A 17,165-nucleotide genomic window follows, 5' to 3' on the forward strand; every position below is an offset into this window, starting at 1 on the left:
CCTTTTGGCGGACAGCGGCGGCGGAACAAGGCGAGAGAGTTTTACATGCACCGGGATTTATCGGAACAACACACCAAGGGCGAAGTGCTGATCGTGGAGGACACGCCGGCCTCGCTCAAGCTACTCAGCGACCTGCTGACGGAGGCCGGTTATTACGTGCGCCAGGCCCCCAACGGCGAGCTGGCGCTGTGGACCGCCCAATCGCGCCCTCCGGAGCTGATCCTGCTCGACATCCGCATGCCCGGCATCGACGGCTTCGAGGTGTGCCGCCGCCTGAAGGAGTCGCCGCAGCTGTGCAACGTGCCGGTGATCTTCCTGTCGGCGCAGCACGACACCGACGACAAGGTGCGCGGCTTCGCGCTCGGCGCGGTCGATTTCATCGCCAAGCCGTTCCAGGCCGAGGAAATCCTGGCCCGCACCGACGCCCATGTGCGCCTGAGCCGCGCGCAGCACGCGCTGGCGGTCGAACGCTCGCTGCTCGAGCAGCGCGTGGCCGAGCGCACCGAGGAACTGGCCAAGGAGGTCGAGCAGCGCCGCGCCAACGAGGAGTTCCTGCGGCTGGCCAGCCAGGTGTTCGAGGCCACCCAGGACGCCATCGTCGTCACCGACCGCGAGGCGCGCATCGTCGCCACCAATCCCGCCTTCACGCAAATCTCCGGCTACGAGGCGCAGGAGGTGATCGGCAAGAACGTCGTCATGCTGCACGCCGGCGGGCAGGACGCCGCCGCGTTCGACCAGATGCTGCAGTCGGTCATGAACACCGGCCTGTGGTCGGGCGAGATCATGGCGCGCCGCAAGAACGGCGACGTGTATCCGGGCTTGCTGAGCGCCTCCGTGGTGCGCGACGACGCCGGCCAGGTGGTCAACCACGTGGCCGTGTTCATGGATATCACCGAGCGCAAGGCCGAGCAGCACCTGATCGACTTCCTGTCCAACCACGACGCGCTCACCGGCCTGCCCAACCGCCTGCTGGCGCGCCAGCGCTTCGAGCAGACTTTGGGCACGGCGCGCCGCGAGGGCGGCTGCGTGGCCGTCATGTGCCTGGACATGGACCGCTTCAAGAGCATTAACGACTCCTACGGCCACGACGTGGGCGACAAGGCGCTGCAGGTGATCTCGCGCTTCCTGACCGATTGCGTGCGCGATGGCGACACCGTGACCCGCCAGGGCGGCGACGAGTTCCAGATCATCGTCGCCGACGACGCCCAGTTGAGCGCGACGATGCCGATGGCGCAAAAGATCCTGGCCGGCCTGCGCAAGGAGCTGGTGATCGACGGCCAGCAGATCACCGTCACCTCCAGCATCGGCATCGCCGTCAGCCTGACCGACGGCGACAGCTTCGATGAATTGCTGCGTAACGCCGACACGGCGCTGTTCCGCGCCAAGGAGATCGGCCGCGACAACTACGCCTTCTTCACCGAGCGCATGGACGCCGAGATCCGCGACAAGCTGGCGATCCAGAGCCAACTGCGCGGCGCCATCGCCCGCAACGAGTTCGAGGTCCACTACCAGCCGCAAATGTGCCTCAAAAGCGGCGTGATGGCCGGCGCCGAGGCGCTGCTGCGCTGGAACAACGCGGTACTGGGCCGGGTGCCGCCGAACCGCTTCATCCCGCTGGCCGAGGAGTATGGCCTGGTCAATTCGATCGGCGAGTGGGTGCTCGAAAGCGTGTGCGCGCAAATCAAGGTGTGGCAGGACCAGGGGCTGGGCGACATCAAGGTGGCGGTCAACCTGGCCGCCGGGCAGTTCGCCAACGACGCCACCGTGCCGTACGTGGAAAGCACCTTGCGCAAATACGGCATCGCGCCGGCCTGCCTGGGCCTGGAGATCACCGAAGGCACGGTGATGGGCGATCCGAACAAGGCGGTGGCGGCGCTGCGCAAGCTCAAGGACATCGGCGTGAGCATCTCGCTCGACGACTTCGGCACCGGCTATTCCAGCCTCAGTTACCTCAAACGATTCCCGATCGACGTGCTCAAGATCGACAAATCGTTCGTCGACGACGTCACCACCAGCGCCAACGACGCGGCGATTGCGCTGTCGGTGATCTCGCTGGCGCACAACCTGAACATGCGCGTGATCGCCGAGGGTGTGGAGACGCGCGAGCAGGTGCGTTTCCTGACCGAGCGTGGATGCGACGAGATGCAGGGCTATTTTTTCAGTCCGCCGCTCAATGGCGAGGCTTTTACCGCGCTGCTGCGCGAACGACGCAATTTGCTGGACATGTAATCAACCCTTCCCCCACTGGAGCTCTATGGAAAAGAAGTTCGGCGCCGTCATCGCTGGCGCATGCATGGTCTTATCTCTCAACGCGGCCGCAGCCACCACCGCCCAGGCGCCCGCCGCCAAAGCCGGTCACGCCGACGCCCAGTTCAAAAACATCTACACGCAAGAGTGGACCTGGCGCCTGGGTCAGAAGATGGAGGAGGGCGAAGACGACGAAAAGGGCGGCACGACGACACTGCCCCGCATCGATCCGGCCACCCAGCAAAAGCGCCTGGCCTACTGGCAGGACGTGATGAAAAAGCTCGACGGCATCAAGCAGGACAAGCTGTCGGCCGAGGAATTGATCAACTACCAGGTCTACAAGGCGCAGATCGCGGCCCTGATCGACGCCCAGAAATTCCGCGAGTATGAAAAGCCGCTCAACGCCGATACGGCCTTCTGGTCCAACATGGCGGGCGCCGCGCGCAACACGCTGACCAAGGAAAAGGAATACCAGGACTACATCAAGCAGCTGTCGGACGTGCCGCGCTACTTCAACGACCAGATTGTGAACATGCGGGCCGGGATGGCGCGCGGCTTCACGCCGCCGAAGGTCACGCTGATCGGCCGCGACGGCTCCATCACCTCGGTGACCGAAGCCAAGACGCCGCAGGACACGGTGTTCTACCTGCCGTTCAAGGCCATGCCGGCGACCATCCCGGCGGCGCGGCAGGAAGAAATGCGGGCGGAGGGCGTGAAGGCCATCGAAACTTACGTGCTGCCGTCGTACCGCAATCTGCTCAAATTCATGCGCGACGAGTATGTGCCGAAGTCGCGCGAGGACCTGGCGGCGGAGAATCTGCCGGACGGTAAGGCCTATTACCAGTCGAAGATCGTCGAATTCACCACCACCACGATGAGCGCCGACGAGATCCACCAGATCGGCGTGAGCGAAATGGCCAAGATCCGCGCCGAGATGCTCGACGTGATCAAGCAGACCGGCTTCGAGGGCGACCTGCCCGCCTTCCTGCAGTTCCTTCGCACCGATTCGCGCTTCTACGCCAAGACGCCGGAGGAGCTGCTGATGCGCTCCGCATGGGTGGCGAAGAAGTTCGACGCCAAGGTGGGCCAGTACTTCGGCTACCTGCCGCGCCGCCGCTTCGCCGTGATTCCGGTGCCGGACGACCAGGCGCCGTTCTACACGTCGGGGCGCGGTGGGCCTGGCGTTTATCTGGTCAATACCTACAACCTGCCGTCGCGCGCCTTGTACAGCATGCCGGCGCTGACCTTGCACGAATCGGCGCCGGGCCACGCCTTCCAGATGCCGGTGGCGATGGAGCAGAAGGGCCGTCCGGCCTTCCGCAACGCTTATATTTCGGCGTATGGCGAGGGCTGGGCGCTGTATAGCGAGCGGTTGGGCGTTGAGATGGGGATGTACGAAACGCCGTATGAGGTGTTCGGCATGCTCAGTTACCAGGCTTGGAGGGCTTCGCGACTGGTGGTCGATACGGGTATCCACAGCAAGGGCTGGACGCGGAAGCAGGCGCAGGATTATTTGAAGGCTAATACGGCGCTGTCGGAGCACGAGATCGAGACGGAGGTGGACCGGTATATTTCGTGGCCTGGCCAGGCGCTGTCCTACTATCTGGGCGAGATGAGCATCATCAACGCGCGCAAGAAGGCCGAGGCGGCGCTGGGATCGAAGTTCGATATCCGGGCTTTCCACGACACGGTGCTGCAACTGGGTTCGGTGCCGCTGCCGGTGCTGGAAGCGCGGATCGATTTGTTCATCAAGGAAGGTGGCAAGAGTCCTTATCCCAATCTGGATTAGGCATTGTCGACGGCTCTTAGATGGCGGATTACGCTGCGCTAATCCGCCCTACGTGTTTTAGATTTTGGCTAGTTGGCAAACAGCTTGAGTAGGGAGGGCAGCAACTGCGCGATGAAGATCGCGCTGACCACCCACTGGATAATCGAAGTCTTCGCTTCAGCAATATCAGCCTTGGTCGCGGCACGCAATTCTGCAATATCGGCTTTGCTCGCACTCCTTAACTCTGCGATATCAGCTTTGGTGGCGTAGCCTAACTCTGCGATATCAGCCTTGGTGGCGTAGCCTAACTCTGCAATATCAGCCTTGGTCGCGCTCCTTAACTCTGCAAAATCGGCTTTGGTCGCGTGCCTCAACTCTGCAATATCGGCCTTGGTGACGTGCCTCAACTCTGCCAGGTCCGCTTTGGTTGCGCCGTTGGCTACAATCACCGCGACATCAAGTTTGATGGTAGTGAGGTCTGCTTCGATATTTTCGACGCGCTTTTCCATATCCCCGTCATAGGGCGGCTCGCCACCGCCCGCAACTTCGCTGGCTTTCGGTTCATTTCGACGTTTGTCGGGTAAGGGCTGGCTGTTCATTTTCCCGCCTCCGGCTAGATGAGTGTTAGATCCATCTCATCGCAAAAAATTCCCCCCGGTGTTCGAACGTCGATACCAAGCGATTATTCTACCGCTCACCATGCGCACCAACTCGGTGCGATTGAACCAAGTTGGTGCGTTAAGTCCACCTGCCACGGTGTGCTAGTTGGGTTCTGCTGGCACATACCTTGCATACGACAGACATTATTTAGAAAACCCCTAAGTCATGCCTGATTGCACCGCACCTTCCGACCTCGCCGCCTGCGTCGCCCACGCCGCCTGGCAGGCACGTCTCACGCTCGGATTCGCGGACGACGGCGGCACCACGCGGCTGTTCAATAACATCCACTATGGGCCTCTGCGCGTGCAGAAGGCGCTGTACCCCGAAGACGCCAAGGTGTGCCACGCGATCGTGGTTCATCCACCGGGCGGCGTGGTCGGCGGCGACCAGCTCGCGATCGATATCGGCGTCGGCGACCGCGCCCACGCCTTCATCACCACGCCCGGCGCCGCCAAGTGGTACAAGGCCAATGGCAAGGTCTCCCGCCAGACCGTCCACCTGCACCTGAACGAGGGCGCCGCGCTCGAATGGCTGCCACAGGAAACCATCTTTTTTGATACCGCTAACGTGGTGCTGGAACAGCACGTGGAGCTGGCCGCCGGCGCCACCTTCATCGGCTGCGAAATCCTGTGCATGGGCCGTCGCGGTTCCGGCGAGGTATTCAACACCGGTACCGTCACGCAGCGCAGCAGCATCCGCCGCGACGGCAAATTGATCTGGTGGGAGCAGGGCGCGATGGTCGGCGGTCGTCTCGGCAGTCCGCTGGCGCTGAATGGTCACACCGTCTGCGCGACCTTGATCGCCGCCGGAAAACCGCTGCCGGCCGCCGTGCTGGCCGAGCTGCTGTCCAACATCCGCGCCGACATCGCCGCCGACGGCGACCACGCCTTCGGCATCACCCATACCAAGGGCGTGCTGGTGGCGCGTCATCTGGGCGACGACAGCGAAACCGCGCGCCGCCTCATGCTCACCGTGTGGCGCCGGGTGCGCCCGCATCTGCTGGAACGCGAGGCCGTCACGCCGCGCATCTGGCAAACCTGATACTGGAACCCCGAACATGGATCTGACACCAAGAGAAAAAGACAAGCTGCTGATTTTCACCGCCGGCATCGTGGCCGAGCGCCGTCTCGCGCGCGGCCTGAAACTGAATTATCCGGAGGCGATCGCGTTGATCACCTGCGCCATCATGGAGGGCGCGCGCGACGGCAAGTCGGTGGCCCAGCTGATGGCCGACGGCACCCGGATACTGACGCGCGACCAGGTCATGGAAGGGATACCGGAGATGATCCCGGACATCCAGGTGGAAGCCACTTTCCCCGACGGCAGCAAGCTGGTCACCGTGCACAACCCGATACCCTGAACCGCATCATGAATACCCATTTACGTTCCAACCCGAACCACCCCACGACACCTTTTTCAAGGAGATCACTATGATACCCGGTGAATATCTGCTCACGGAGGGCGAGATCGGCCTCAATGAGGGCCGCGAAACCGAGAGCGTGGTGGTGACCAACCAGGGCGACCGGCCGGTGCAGGTCGGCTCGCATTTCCACTTCTTCGAGGTGAACACGGAGCTCAAGTTCGAACGCTGGAAGGCTTACGGACGGCGCCTGAACATCGCCGCCGGCACCGCCGTGCGCTTCGAGCCGGGGCAACAGCGCACCGTCGAACTGGTGAAGCTGGGTGGGGACCAGAAGGTCTACGGCTTCAATGGAAAAGTGATGGGCAAGCTGGATACCAATCCACCGAAAAGCTAATAATAAAAGGCTAACATGGCTACAATCTCGCGCCGCGCCTACTCGGAAATGTTCGGTCCCACCAAAGGGGACCGCGTCCGTCTGGCAGACACCGAACTGTTTATCGAAATCGAGCACGATTACGCCATCTACGGCGAAGAAGTCAAATTTGGCGGCGGCAAAGTGATCCGCGACGGCATGGGTCAGTCGCAGCGCGTGCGTTCCGATCCGTTGGTGATGGACACGGTCATCACCAACGCGATCATCATCGACCACTGGGGCATCGTCAAAGCCGATATCGGCATCAAGGACGGCATGATCGCCGCCATCGGCAAGGCCGGCAACCCGGACATCCAGCCCGGCGTGACGATGATCATCGCCGGCGCCACCGAGATCATCGCCGGCGAAGGCAAAATCGTCACCGCCGGCGGCGTCGACACCCACATCCACTTTATCTGCCCGCAGCAGATCGAGGAAGCCTTGATGAGCGGTGTGACGACGATGATCGGCGGCGGCACCGGGCCGTCGGCCGGCACCTCCGCCACCACCTGCACTCCGGGGCCGTGGCACCTGCATTCGATGCTGGGGGCGGCCGACGCCTTTCCAATGAATCTGGGCTTTCTCGGCAAGGGCAACGTCAGCCTGCCGGAGCCGCTGGAGGAGCAGGTGCGGGCCGGCGCCATCGGCCTCAAACTGCATGAGGACTGGGGCAGCACGCCAGCCGCCATCGACAACTGCCTGAGCGTGGCCGACAAGATGGATATCCAGGTGGCGATCCACAGCGACACGCTCAACGAGGGCGGTTATCTGGCGGATACGATCGCCGCGTTCAAGGACCGCACCATCCACACCTTCCACACGGAAGGAGCGGGCGGCGGCCACGCGCCGGACATCATTGCCGCCGTCGGCGAGGGCAATGTGCTGCCGTCGTCGACCAATCCAACCCGCCCGTTCACGGTCAACACGCTCGACGAACACCTGGACATGCTGATGGTCTGCCACCACCTGGACGCGGCGATCGCCGAGGACGTGGCCTTCGCCGAGTCGCGCATCCGCCGCGAAACCATCGCCGCCGAGGACATCCTGCACGACATCGGCGCCATCTCGATGATGTCGTCGGACTCGCAGGCCATGGGCCGCGTCGGTGAAGTCATCATGCGCACCTGGCAGACGGCGCACAAGATGAAGGTGCAGCGCGGACCGCTGGCGCCGGATTCCTCGCGCAACGACAACTTCCGCGTCAAGCGCTACGTCGCCAAGTACACCATCAATCCGGCCATCACGCACGGCATCGCGCACGCAGTGGGCTCGGTGGAAGTCGGCAAGATCGCCGACCTGGTGCTGTGGAAGCCGGCCTTCTTCGGCGTCAAGCCGTCGACGATACTCAAGGGCGGCATGATCGCCGCCGCGCAGATGGGCGACCCGAACGCGTCGATTCCGACGCCACAACCGGTGCACTACCGGATGATGTTCGGCGCCTTCGGTGGCGGGTTGAAAAAGTCGTTCACCTTCGTCTCGCAGGCGGCGTTCGACGACGGCATAGGCGACAAGCTTAAACTGAATAAAACCCTCATCGTCGCCAAGGACATGCGCGCGCTGCGCAAACACCACATGATCCATAACGGCGCCACGCCGAAGATGGAAGTCGATCCCGAAACCTACGAAGTGCGCGCCGACGGCGAGCTGCTGGTCTGCGAAGCGGCCTCCGAGCTGCCGATGGCGCAGCGTTACTTCCTGTTCTAGACACTTATGCTGACCCTCCATACCAAACTTTCAGCGGCCGACCACGCGGCCGCCAACATCGCCGCGCAGCTGGTGCTGCCCTACGAATTGCGCGAGAAATGCCGCCTGCGCGCCACGCTGGACACCGGCGAGGATGTCGCCGTCTTCACCGTGCGCGGCACGGTGCTGCGCGACGGCGACCTGCTGACCGGCGAGGACAAGCGCGTCGTCAAGGTGGTGGCCGCGCCGGAGCCGACCTACAAGGTCACCTGCGCCGACGCCCACACCTTGCTGCGCTGCGCCTTCCATCTCGGTAACCGCCACACCCAGGCGCAAGTTGGCGACGGCTTCCTGCGCATCCGCGCCGACGCGGTGCTCAAGGAGATGCTGGCCGGCCTGGGCGCCAAGGTCGAGGAGGAGCAGGCCGCCTTCGAGCCGGAATCGGGCGCCTATGGCGGCGGTCACGCGCATCACGACGACGGCGGCCATCATCCGCTGGCGCCGATCCCGCTGCGCCAGAAAATTCACCGCCCCAGCGATCCGAAGTGAGCCGACGGTGAGTCCATTCTGATGCAGGCGTCCGCGTTACTCAATCTGCTGCAATTCGCCAGTCCGGCCCTACCGATCGGCGCGTACAGCTATTCGCAAGGGCTGGAGGCGGCGCTTGAAAACGGCATGGTCACCAACGCCGAGCAGGCGCGCGCCTGGATACTGCGTCACCTGCACGAGGTGGTGGCGCAGTGGGAAGCGCCGGTCGGCTGGCGGCTGATGCAAGCCTGGTCGCGCCGCGACTGGGCGGCGGTCGCCGAGTGGAGCGAGCGTTTTATCGCTTCGCGCGACAGCGCCGAATTCCGCGCCGAGACCATCCAGATGGGGTATTCGCTGACCAAGCTGGTCGCCGAACTGGGTATCGTCGACGCCGAGATGCTGGCGCACCTGCAAGGCGAGCCGGAAGTGGCGTTGCCGACCGCCTTCGCCTGCGCCGTGGCGGCGCTGGAGATCCCCCACGACGCCGCGCTGCTGGCGATGCTGTTCGCGTGGGCCGAGAATCAGGTGCTGGTGTGCGTCAAATCCGTGCCGCTGGGGCAGGTGGCCGGCCAGCGCATGTTGCTCTCGCTGCGAGACGATATCGAGGCGGCGGCGCGTTACGCGCAAACCGTTTCCGACGACGATATGTGCAATTGGGCGCCGGGATTGTCGCTGCTGTCGATGCGGCACGAGGTGCAGTACAGCCGTCTTTATAGATCATAACCAGATAAACAATATAAAACATATGAATACTTCCAATCCTTTACGCGTCGGCATCGGTGGCCCTGTCGGCTCGGGCAAAACCGCCTTGTGCGAAATGCTTTGCAAAGGCATGCGCGACCAGTTCGACATGGCCGTCATCACCAATGACATCTACACCAAGGAGGACATGGAGATCCTGCTGCGCGCCGATGCGTTGCCGGCCGAGCGGCTGATGGGCGTGGAGACCGGCGGCTGTCCGCACACGGCCATCCGCGAGGATGCCTCGATCAATCTGGAGGCGATCGCCCGCATGCAGGCGGATTTTCCGAACCTGGACCTGATACTGGTCGAATCGGGCGGCGACAACCTGGCCGCCACCTTCAGCCCGGAGCTGTCGGATTTGACGATTTACGTGATCGACGTTGCCGGCGGCGAGAAAATTCCACGCAAGGGTGGTCCCGGCATCACCCGCTCCGATCTGCTGATCATCAACAAGACCGATCTGGCCCCGCACGTGGGCGCGGATCTGGATGTGATGGCGCGGGACGCCAAGCAGCAGCGCGGCGCGCGTCCATTCATTTTCACCAATCTGCGCAGCGGCGACGGCGTTGGCGCCGTCATCGATTTCATCCGGGAGCAGGGATTGTTGGGACAAACTCCGCACGCCGCGTAACCAGGCAACGGGAAAACAGCATAACCACAAAGACACGTAGGGCGGATTAGGCGGAACGCCGTAATCCGCCATCTTTGAGCCGCCGACGGCGCATGCATTGGCGGATTACGCTGCGCTAATCCGCCCTACGTGTATCTTCGAAACGCATACTTAAACAGGAGATCGCATGTCTAATAAATCGGTACTCGCCATTGCGCTGGCGCTGGCCAGCACCGCCGCCGCCGCCCACCCTCAAGCTGGCGGCGCGCATATCCACGGTTTCTTCGAAGGCTTCGCCCACCCCTTCACCGGGATCGATCACTTGCTGGCGATGCTTGCCGTCGGCATCTGGAGCGCGCGCCAGTCAAACGCCAAATGGCTGCCGGCGACCTTCATCGGCATGGTACTGGCGGGCGTGCTGACCGGCGTGGCCGGCGTCACGATACCCGGCCTGGAAACCGGCATCGCGTTGACGGTGGCTACGATGGGTGTGTTGATCGCGGTGGCGGCGCGCCTGCCGTCGGCGGTTGGCGTCACGATGGTGGGCGTGTTCGCGGTCTTGCATGGCAACGCGCACGGCCACGAGCTGCCCGCCGCAACCAGCGCCTTTGGCATGTTGGTGGCGACCACGATATTGGTTTATGGCGGGCGGACGCTGGGCCGCATCAGCCCCGCGCTGGCGGTGAAGGTCAGCGGCGCGGTGATCGCCGCCGCCGGCGTGATGCTGGCGGCATCAGTGTAAAGCTACTCGCGCGGCTCGGCGCGGCGCTCGGACAGCACGATCGGCGCCGCGTTTTGCGGATACAGCCCCTTGTGGCCTTCGAAGCCCTTGCGGATGGCGGCCATGTCGGTTTCCTGGTCGCCGGTCAGGACAACATGGTCGACCATGCCCAGTGTCTTGCTCGCGTAATCGAAATACACCAGCACCAGCGGCACCTTGGCCTCCAGCGCCAGGTGATAAAAACCGCTTTTCCAGTTAGGGCGATAGGCGCGCGTGCCCTCGGGCGTGATGCCCATCCAGTAAAAGTCCGCCGCATTCATGCGCGCCGCCTGCGTTTTGATGGTGCCGCTCGGCGTGCCGCGTTCGACCGGCTCGCCGCCGATCGCGCGCAGCCATTTGCCGAACGGTGGCTTGAACAGCGAGTCCTTGGCCAGAAAGCGCAGCGGCAGATTCAGTGCCCATTTGCACAGCAGCCCGATCGGAAAGTCCCAGTTCGACGTGTGCGGATAGATCACCATGATGCCGCGCGGCCCGGGCAGGGGGCGGAACAGCACGCGCCAGCCAACCAGCTTAAGCAAGCGCAACGACAGCCGCTGCGAGAAGGTCGGCAGCGCCGCCGGTTTCAATTCAAAATCGCTCATCCATTCCACCTGTCTTCGTTTTATCTTTTTGTCACTCTTGACAGGCTGGTATGGACCTGGTCAAAAACCGCGCACGCATTCTATATTGGCGACCTCGACGGGGCAAGCGCTTCGGGGATGGCCGCGCGCGGCGTTGGGGTGGGCGGGCGATGCAGATTAGCCACGGGCGCGACGCAAAATTAGTGTATTTGAGGTATTGTAGCGATCCTGATAATTCTCAAAAAAAAGGGCTCCCATGATCTCGACAACATTGACCCAACGTGCCGCCGTCGTCGTGGCCATCGCCGGCGCTTTCGCGGCCGCAACGGCCCAGGCCGCCGCGCCGATGGCCAAGTTCCAGGCACCGGGCTTCTACCGCACCACCCTGGGCGATTTCGAAGTGACCGTGCTGAACGACGGCACCCTGGACCTGCCGGTCAACAAACTGCTCAAGCAGCCGCCGGCCAAGACCGACGCGGCGCTGGCCAAGGTGTTCGAGAAGAGCCCGATTCAAACGTCGGTCAACGGCTTCCTGATCAACACCGGCAGCAAGTTGGTCCTGATCGACACGGGCGCCGCCAGCCTGTTCGGTCCGACGCTGGGGCAGTTGCTGGGCAATCTGAAAGCGTCCGGCTACAAGCCGGAGCAGGTTGACGAGATCTACATCACGCACATGCACAGCGACCACGTCGGCGGTCTGGCCAGCAACGAGCAGCGCGTGTTCCCGAACGCCATCGTGCGCGCGGGCAAGCTCGACGCCGATTACTATCTCAGCCAGGCTAATCTGGACAAGGCGCCGCCGGAAGGCAAGGACGGCTTCCAGGGACCGATGTTGTCAATCAATCCCTACGTCAAGGCCGGCAAGTTCCAGCCGATTGTCGCCAACACGGAGCTGGTACCGGGGATTAAATCCTACTTCAATGGCGGGCACACGGTCGGCCACATCACGTATGTGGTCGAGAGCAAGGGGCAGAAGCTGGTGCTGTTGGGCGACTTGCTGCACGTGCAGGGCGTGCAGTTTGACGATCCGGGCGTCGGCATCCAGTTCGACACCGACAGCACGATCGCCATCGCCGAGCGCAAGGAAGCGTTCGCGGCCGCAGCCAAGGGGGGCTATTTGATCGGCGCCGCGCACCTGTCGTTCCCCGGGCTGGGACACGTGCGCGCGCACGGCAAAGGCTACCAGTACGTGCCGGTCAATTACACCCAGCCACGCTGATCCAATTCACGGGGTCAAGTCTGACATTCGTACACGGACTGGACCTCTGCGCTGTTGAGCTCCTGTCGGAATGTCAGACTTGACCCCCGGCGGGGTTACGCCAAGGCTGGATAGTCGGTGTAACCGACGCCGTCCTGGCCGTAGAACGTCTCCGGCTTCCACTCGTTCAGCGGCGCTTCGGTTTGCAGGCGGCGCGGCAAATCCGGATTCGAGATGAAGGCCTTGCCGAAGGCGACCGCGTCGGCGGTGCCGGCGTCCAGCAACTTCTGCGCGCTTTGCTTGTCCATGCTTTCGTTGGCGATGTAGACGCCGCCGAATTCCTTCTTCAGCAACGGTCCCAGGCTGTCCTCGCCTACCGCTTCGCGCGCGCAGATGAAGGCGATCTTGCGCTTGCCCAGCTCGCGCGCGACGTAGCCAAACGTGGCGGCCGGATCGGAGTCGCCCATGTCGTGCGCGTCGCGGCGCGGCGCCAGGTGCATGCCGACGCGGTCCGCACCCCACACCTCGATGCACGCATCGGTCACTTCCAGCATCAGGCGGGCGCGGTTTTCGATCGAGCCGCCGTAGTTGTCCGTGCGCTGGTTGGTTTTGTCCTGCAGGAACTGGTCGAGCAGGTAGCCGTTGGCGCCGTGGATTTCCACGCCGTCGAAGCCGGCCTTTTTGGCGTTTTCCGCGCCTTTCTTGTAGGCGGCGACGATGCCGGCCAACTCTTCCGTCTCCAGCGCGCGCGGCACCGGGTAGGCGCGCATTGGACGCAGCAGGCTGACGTGGCCTTCGGCCGCGATCGCGCTTGGCGCCACCGGCGCGTCGCCGTTCAGCAGCTCCGGATCGGAGATGCGGCCCACGTGCCACAGTTGCGCGAAGATTACGCCGCCGGCCTTGTGCACGGCCGCCGTCACTTCCTTCCAGCCCTCGACCTGCTCGTCCGACCACAGGCCGGGCGTGTCGGCGTAGCCCACGCCCTGCGGCGTGACCGAGGTGGCCTCGCTCAGGATCAGCCCGGCGCTGGCGCGCTGCTCGTAGTACTTGGCCATCAGCGCGTTCGGCACGCGGGCGCCGCCGATGGCGCGGGCGCGCGTCAGCGGCGCCATGATGATGCGGTTTTTCAGCGTGAGGTCGCCAATGGTGATCGGGTCGAAGAGGTTAGCCATGTCGAATTTCCTATAGTGTCATTTGGTCGATGAAGGCCTGGATGGTGGCTTCGTCGCGTTTAAAGTAGTTCCATTGCCCGACCCGGTGGGACGTGATCAGGCCGGCCTTGAGCAGAATGGACAAGTGGGCCGACACGGTCGATTGCGACAGCGCGGCGCGATGGTCGATCTGGCCCGCGCACACGCCGAACTTGTGCGGGTGCGCCTGATCCGGAAAATATTGCTCCGGGTCCTTCAGCCACGCCAGGATCTGGCGCCGCATCGGGTTGGCGAGGGCTTTGTGTATCGCGTCTATGTCCATCTGAGGTTCACCTGGGTCAAAAAATGAAATCGGCTTATGACGATATATGTATCGTATTTTCCCGATTTCAATATCGGCATCTTACGATATGTAAGAAATTCGTGCTCGCGGCTGGCTTGCGACCGAAAAATCCATTATGTTACTGGAACATTGATCGAATTTTAACGGGGGCTGTATGTCGAGTCATTATCTGGATGTGGCCATCGGCTTGTCGTACACCTTCCTCGCCGTGAGCCTGCTGTGCAGCGCGACGCGCGAGGCGATCGCCTCGCTGTTCCAGACGCGCGCCAAGGTGCTCCTCGACGGCGTGCTGACGATGCTGCACGAGCCCGCCGGCAAACCGCGTCTGCGCGGCATCATCCCATCGATCAAGCGGCTGCTGCGCATCGACACCGGCTTCGGGCTCGACAAGCTGGGCCCCGGTTCGCTGACCGCCGCCGTCATGGAGCATCCGCTGATCCAGGGCATGGCGCAGCAAGGGCGCATGCCGTCGTACATTCCGTCGACCATCTTCGCACGCGCTTTTGTATCGACCTTGACGTCCAAATACGGCAAGACGCAGACGGCGGCGATGCTGCTGGCGCAGGTCGGCAACGAGGGCTTGACCCGCACCTTGCTGGCGATCATGGGGGAGGGCCCGGACGATGTGGCGGCGCTGGAAAACGCCGTGCGCATCTGGTACGAAACGGTGATGGAGCGCATCACCGGCTGGTACAAGCGGCGCTCGCAGCTGGTGCTGTTTTGCGTCGGCCTGTTCTACGCCGCCTCGATGAACATCGACGCCATCGAATTGAGCAAGCGCCTCTGGGGTGACGACCAGGTGGCGGCCGAGCTGGCGCAGCAGGGCGCCGACGGCGTCGCCAGCGGCCGCGTGAAGCCGCCCGCGCCGCCCGTTGCGCCGGCCGCCGACGCGCCTACCGTTACGCCGATGGAGCGGGCCGCCATCGCCAAAAAGGAATGGCAGATGGTGGAAAAGCTGCCGATCGGCTGGCCGTCGGCGCGCTTTGACGCCGCCGCCGGCAAGGGCGTGGCCGCCTTCCTGGGCGCGCTGGCATTCGCGCTGATGGGCTGGATCGTCACCGCCTTCGCCTCGTCGCTGGGCGCGCCGTTCTGGTTCGACGGCATCGGTTGGTTGCTGGCGCTGCGCGGCAGCGGCGCGCGGCCGCAGACCGAGACACCGCCGGTGGTGGTGCAGACCATCGCGTTGCCGAGCATGGCGGTCGCCGTCGTCAAGCCGCCGCTGGGGAGCTGATCAGGCCGCGAAATGCAGCGCCAGTGCGATCACCGCCGGCAGCGTCTGGATCAGCAGGATGCTGCGCTTGACCGTCAGGCCGCCCCATACGCCGGCCACCGCCACGCAGCACAGCCCGAACACTGTGAAGGCCGATGCAATCGCCGGATTCGGATTGACGAAGCCGACCACCAGCGCGGCGACCAGAAAGCCGTTGTAGCAACCCTGGTTGGACATGGCCGGCCGCACGATGTCGGCTTTTTCCTTGCTCAGGCCGAATACCTTGCGTCCGCGCGTGTCGAACAGCGCCGTCTCCAGCAGGACGATATAGATGTGTATCAGTGCCACGACGGCGGTGACGATCTGGGCCAGCAAAAGCATGGTCGCTCCTTTTTTTAGTTAAGAGATGATTATCACCGAGGCAAGGCTTCTATGGACATCATTTTGTTGCAACTGGTATAGTTTCGGCTCACAGCTCCGGCGGGGACGACCCCGCCACCGAAGGAGCGCGGCGTCCGCATCGGCGCTTTCAGGCGGGGACGACCCTGTCGCGAACTGGAGTTGCAATGACCTGGATCATCCTCATCATCGCCGGCCTGCTGGAAGTCACCTGGGCGGTCGGACTCAAATACACGCACGGCTTCACCAAGCTGATGCCGACCTTGTGGACCTTGACCGCGATGCTGGGCAGCATAGGCATGCTGGGCCTGGCGCTGCGCACGCTGCCGCTGGGCACGGCCTACGCGATCTGGACCGGCATCGGCACCGTCGGCACCGTCATCTACGGCATCGTCGCGCTCAACGAGCCGGCCAGCGCGGTGCGGCTGGCGTGCATCGCCATGATCGTCGGCGGCATCATCGGGCTCAAGCTCACCACCACCTGAGATTTGCCGCGCGTCGGCGTCAGAAGCTTGGGTTGGCGCGGGTGAGGTAGTACCACTCGCTGTTGGCGCCGGCCGCGCTGTCGGGGAAGAGGATGCGGCCGTCGAACTCGGCCAGCACCGGCGTGCCGTCCGCGCGCGTGCCGATCTGCTCGTCCTTGCGGACTGGATCGAAGCTCGACCACGCGCGGCTGAAGGTATCGTCCGCGCTGACCTTGTCGTAGACGGCGACCATGCTCAGCGCTTCCATCGCCTCGTCGGCGATCGGCTGCGGCGAGGGCGCGTCGATCAGTCCGAGGAAGGCCAGGGTGTTCATGATGGCGCGGTAGGCCACTTCGGGCGCTTGCGGATCGGTGTGTTCGCCGCATTCGAGCGTCAGTGCGTAGCCGCCGGTGGTGCGCATGTATTCGGTGGTGCCCATGCCGTAGCGCAGAACGGTTTCCAGTTGGCTGTCGCCGCGCAGGCGGCGCTGCACGCCGGCGCCGTAGGTGCGCAGCCAGCCGTCGACGAAGCGGCGCACGCCGAGGCGGCGCGCCATCGCGCGTTCCTGTTGCTCGTGCTGGAAGGGTTCGAGCGGGCCGTCGTTGTTGCGCGGGCCGACCATGACGAAGGGTTCGCCGGAGGCCTTGAACGAGTGCAGGTCGAGCAGCACGTCGTGGCGGGCGAGGAGTGGACACAGCCAGTTGGCGACGCGGTCCTCGAAATCCTGCGGGTTATCGTTGGGGAAGAGATTGCGGTTCAGGTTGCGGTCGCCGAAGCGTTCGCGTTTGGCGTAGGCTAGTGGGTTGGCGATCGGGACGAAGGTGACGGAGCCGTTGCGGATGACGAGGGCGCCGCTGTCGAGTTCCTGCATCACGCGCTGGATGGCCCGGGTGCCGCAGGTTTCGTTGCCGTGGACGGCGCCGGTGACGATCAGGCGCGTGCCCGGGTGCTGGCCGCCGTATTCGGCGGATTTGAATTGCAAGGCATCAGCTCGTTGCATGGCTTGGGCCGCAAAAAATTAAAAAAATAGTCTTCCTTTATTCG

The 17,165-nt window shown here is 63.6% G+C and carries 19 protein-coding genes; 13 read left to right on the forward strand and 6 right to left on the reverse strand.

All coding sequences use genetic code 11. The annotated features are described in order from the left end of the window. The first annotated feature begins 45 nt into the window (after nt 1-45). Complete coding sequence (locus AC0IYS_RS12525; RefSeq protein ID WP_471705446.1) at nt 46-2,229, forward strand: EAL domain-containing response regulator; 2,184 nt, start codon at nt 46-48, stop codon at nt 2,227-2,229. A 25-nt stretch (nt 2,230-2,254) separates the two neighbouring features. Then, nucleotides 2,255-4,036, forward strand: coding sequence for a DUF885 domain-containing protein (locus tag AC0IYS_RS12530; RefSeq protein WP_471705447.1), 1,782 nt, complete (start codon nt 2,255-2,257; stop codon nt 4,034-4,036). Nucleotides 4,037-4,104: 68 nt separating this feature from the next. Here the strand turns inward: AC0IYS_RS12530 and AC0IYS_RS12535 are convergent, their stop codons facing one another. Continuing rightward, on the reverse strand, nt 4,105-4,614 hold the full coding sequence (locus AC0IYS_RS12535; protein ID WP_471705448.1) for a CCDC90 family protein: 510 nt from the start codon (nt 4,612-4,614) through the stop codon (nt 4,105-4,107). A gap of 226 nt (nt 4,615-4,840) precedes the next feature. On the opposite strand from AC0IYS_RS12535, the gene AC0IYS_RS12540 reads away from it, so the two are divergent. The 8 genes from AC0IYS_RS12540 (at nt 4,841) to AC0IYS_RS12575 (ending at nt 10,757) form a co-directional block, all read left to right on the forward strand. Continuing rightward, nucleotides 4,841-5,716, forward strand: a complete 876-nt coding sequence (locus AC0IYS_RS12540) for an urease accessory protein UreD (RefSeq protein WP_471705449.1) — start codon at nt 4,841-4,843, stop codon at nt 5,714-5,716. Between the two features lie 16 nt (nt 5,717-5,732). Next, nucleotides 5,733-6,035 carry an urease subunit gamma gene (locus AC0IYS_RS12545; protein ID WP_090321423.1) on the forward strand — a complete coding sequence of 101 codons (303 nt, stop codon included), beginning with the start codon at nt 5,733-5,735 and terminating at the stop codon, nt 6,033-6,035. Nucleotides 6,036-6,105: 70 nt separating this feature from the next. Beyond that, the gene (locus tag AC0IYS_RS12550) at nt 6,106-6,432 is read left to right on the forward strand and encodes an urease subunit beta (RefSeq protein ID WP_315212619.1); all 327 of its coding nucleotides are present in this window, start codon (nt 6,106-6,108) and stop codon (nt 6,430-6,432) included. Nucleotides 6,433-6,447: 15 nt separating this feature from the next. Beyond that, a complete protein-coding gene (gene ureC / locus AC0IYS_RS12555) occupies nt 6,448-8,154 on the forward strand; it encodes an urease subunit alpha (RefSeq protein ID WP_471705450.1) in 1,707 nt (568 codons plus the stop codon). A gap of 6 nt (nt 8,155-8,160) precedes the next feature. Continuing rightward, nucleotides 8,161-8,682, forward strand: a complete 522-nt coding sequence (ureE, locus tag AC0IYS_RS12560) for an urease accessory protein UreE (RefSeq protein WP_471705451.1) — start codon at nt 8,161-8,163, stop codon at nt 8,680-8,682. 21 nt (nt 8,683-8,703) lie between these two features. After that, nucleotides 8,704-9,384, forward strand: a complete 681-nt coding sequence (locus tag AC0IYS_RS12565; protein WP_471705452.1) for an urease accessory protein UreF — start codon at nt 8,704-8,706, stop codon at nt 9,382-9,384. Between the two features lie 22 nt (nt 9,385-9,406). After that, nucleotides 9,407-10,036: an urease accessory protein UreG gene (ureG, locus tag AC0IYS_RS12570; protein ID WP_471705453.1), complete on the forward strand. Its 630-nt coding sequence runs from the start codon at nt 9,407-9,409 to the stop codon at nt 10,034-10,036. Nucleotides 10,037-10,202: 166 nt separating this feature from the next. Continuing rightward, nucleotides 10,203-10,757: a HupE/UreJ family protein gene (locus AC0IYS_RS12575; RefSeq protein WP_471705454.1), complete on the forward strand. Its 555-nt coding sequence runs from the start codon at nt 10,203-10,205 to the stop codon at nt 10,755-10,757. Nucleotides 10,758-10,759: 2 nt separating this feature from the next. Here AC0IYS_RS12575 and AC0IYS_RS12580 read toward each other — a convergent pair whose 3' ends face one another. Then, nucleotides 10,760-11,377, reverse strand: coding sequence for a 1-acyl-sn-glycerol-3-phosphate acyltransferase (locus AC0IYS_RS12580; RefSeq protein ID WP_471705455.1), 618 nt, complete (start codon nt 11,375-11,377; stop codon nt 10,760-10,762). Nucleotides 11,378-11,612: 235 nt separating this feature from the next. Here AC0IYS_RS12580 and AC0IYS_RS12585 point away from each other — a divergent pair, with 235 nt between their 5' ends. Further along, nucleotides 11,613-12,575, forward strand: coding sequence for an MBL fold metallo-hydrolase (locus AC0IYS_RS12585; RefSeq protein WP_471705456.1), 963 nt, complete (start codon nt 11,613-11,615; stop codon nt 12,573-12,575). Nucleotides 12,576-12,670: 95 nt separating this feature from the next. On the opposite strand, the gene AC0IYS_RS12590 is transcribed toward AC0IYS_RS12585, so the two are convergent. Both AC0IYS_RS12590 and AC0IYS_RS12595 read right to left on the reverse strand, forming a co-directional pair. Continuing rightward, the gene (locus AC0IYS_RS12590; protein ID WP_471705457.1) at nt 12,671-13,726 is read right to left on the reverse strand and encodes an alkene reductase; all 1,056 of its coding nucleotides are present in this window, start codon (nt 13,724-13,726) and stop codon (nt 12,671-12,673) included. A gap of 10 nt (nt 13,727-13,736) precedes the next feature. Then, complete coding sequence (locus AC0IYS_RS12595; protein ID WP_090321461.1) at nt 13,737-14,027, reverse strand: ArsR/SmtB family transcription factor; 291 nt, start codon at nt 14,025-14,027, stop codon at nt 13,737-13,739. Nucleotides 14,028-14,202: 175 nt separating this feature from the next. On the opposite strand from AC0IYS_RS12595, the gene AC0IYS_RS12600 reads away from it, so the two are divergent. Further along, a complete protein-coding gene (locus AC0IYS_RS12600; protein ID WP_471705458.1) occupies nt 14,203-15,279 on the forward strand; it encodes a hypothetical protein in 1,077 nt (358 codons plus the stop codon). On the opposite strand, the gene AC0IYS_RS12605 is transcribed toward AC0IYS_RS12600, so the two are convergent. Further along, on the reverse strand, nt 15,280-15,639 hold the full coding sequence (locus tag AC0IYS_RS12605; RefSeq protein WP_471705459.1) for a DUF1304 domain-containing protein: 360 nt from the start codon (nt 15,637-15,639) through the stop codon (nt 15,280-15,282). Nucleotides 15,640-15,824: 185 nt separating this feature from the next. Between AC0IYS_RS12605 and sugE the strand changes: the two genes are divergently transcribed. Beyond that, nucleotides 15,825-16,142 (forward strand): quaternary ammonium compound efflux SMR transporter SugE, encoded by a 318-nt coding sequence (sugE, locus tag AC0IYS_RS12610; protein ID WP_315212634.1) that lies wholly within the window; start codon nt 15,825-15,827, stop codon nt 16,140-16,142. A 19-nt stretch (nt 16,143-16,161) separates the two neighbouring features. Here sugE and AC0IYS_RS12615 read toward each other — a convergent pair whose 3' ends face one another. Then, the gene (locus AC0IYS_RS12615) at nt 16,162-17,121 is read right to left on the reverse strand and encodes a M14 family metallopeptidase (protein WP_471705460.1); all 960 of its coding nucleotides are present in this window, start codon (nt 17,119-17,121) and stop codon (nt 16,162-16,164) included. Nucleotides 17,122-17,165: the final 44 nt, after the last annotated feature.

The sequence above is a fragment of the Duganella sp. AC237 genome, from assembly GCF_979254035.1.

Bases quoted from the DNA above. Each gene is read 5' to 3' on its own strand.
- AC0IYS_RS12525 (WP_471705446.1), top strand. From the start codon at position 46: ATGCACCGGGATTTATCGGAACAACACACCAAGGGCGAAGTGCTGATC.
- AC0IYS_RS12530 (WP_471705447.1), top strand. From the start codon at position 2,255: ATGGAAAAGAAGTTCGGCGCCGTCATCGCTGGCGCATGCATGGTCTTA.
- AC0IYS_RS12535 (WP_471705448.1), bottom strand. From the start codon at position 4,614: ATGAACAGCCAGCCCTTACCCGACAAACGTCGAAATGAACCGAAAGCC.
- AC0IYS_RS12540 (WP_471705449.1), top strand. From the start codon at position 4,841: ATGCCTGATTGCACCGCACCTTCCGACCTCGCCGCCTGCGTCGCCCAC.
- AC0IYS_RS12545 (WP_090321423.1), top strand. From the start codon at position 5,733: ATGGATCTGACACCAAGAGAAAAAGACAAGCTGCTGATTTTCACCGCC.
- AC0IYS_RS12550 (WP_315212619.1), top strand. From the start codon at position 6,106: ATGATACCCGGTGAATATCTGCTCACGGAGGGCGAGATCGGCCTCAAT.
- ureC (WP_471705450.1), top strand. From the start codon at position 6,448: ATGGCTACAATCTCGCGCCGCGCCTACTCGGAAATGTTCGGTCCCACC.
- ureE (WP_471705451.1), top strand. From the start codon at position 8,161: ATGCTGACCCTCCATACCAAACTTTCAGCGGCCGACCACGCGGCCGCC.
- AC0IYS_RS12565 (WP_471705452.1), top strand. From the start codon at position 8,704: ATGCAGGCGTCCGCGTTACTCAATCTGCTGCAATTCGCCAGTCCGGCC.
- ureG (WP_471705453.1), top strand. From the start codon at position 9,407: ATGAATACTTCCAATCCTTTACGCGTCGGCATCGGTGGCCCTGTCGGC.
- AC0IYS_RS12575 (WP_471705454.1), top strand. From the start codon at position 10,203: ATGTCTAATAAATCGGTACTCGCCATTGCGCTGGCGCTGGCCAGCACC.
- AC0IYS_RS12580 (WP_471705455.1), bottom strand. From the start codon at position 11,377: ATGAGCGATTTTGAATTGAAACCGGCGGCGCTGCCGACCTTCTCGCAG.
- AC0IYS_RS12585 (WP_471705456.1), top strand. From the start codon at position 11,613: ATGATCTCGACAACATTGACCCAACGTGCCGCCGTCGTCGTGGCCATC.
- AC0IYS_RS12590 (WP_471705457.1), bottom strand. From the start codon at position 13,726: ATGGCTAACCTCTTCGACCCGATCACCATTGGCGACCTCACGCTGAAA.
- AC0IYS_RS12595 (WP_090321461.1), bottom strand. From the start codon at position 14,027: ATGGACATAGACGCGATACACAAAGCCCTCGCCAACCCGATGCGGCGC.
- AC0IYS_RS12600 (WP_471705458.1), top strand. From the start codon at position 14,203: ATGTCGAGTCATTATCTGGATGTGGCCATCGGCTTGTCGTACACCTTC.
- AC0IYS_RS12605 (WP_471705459.1), bottom strand. From the start codon at position 15,639: ATGCTTTTGCTGGCCCAGATCGTCACCGCCGTCGTGGCACTGATACAC.
- sugE (WP_315212634.1), top strand. From the start codon at position 15,825: ATGACCTGGATCATCCTCATCATCGCCGGCCTGCTGGAAGTCACCTGG.
- AC0IYS_RS12615 (WP_471705460.1), bottom strand. From the start codon at position 17,121: ATGCAACGAGCTGATGCCTTGCAATTCAAATCCGCCGAATACGGCGGC.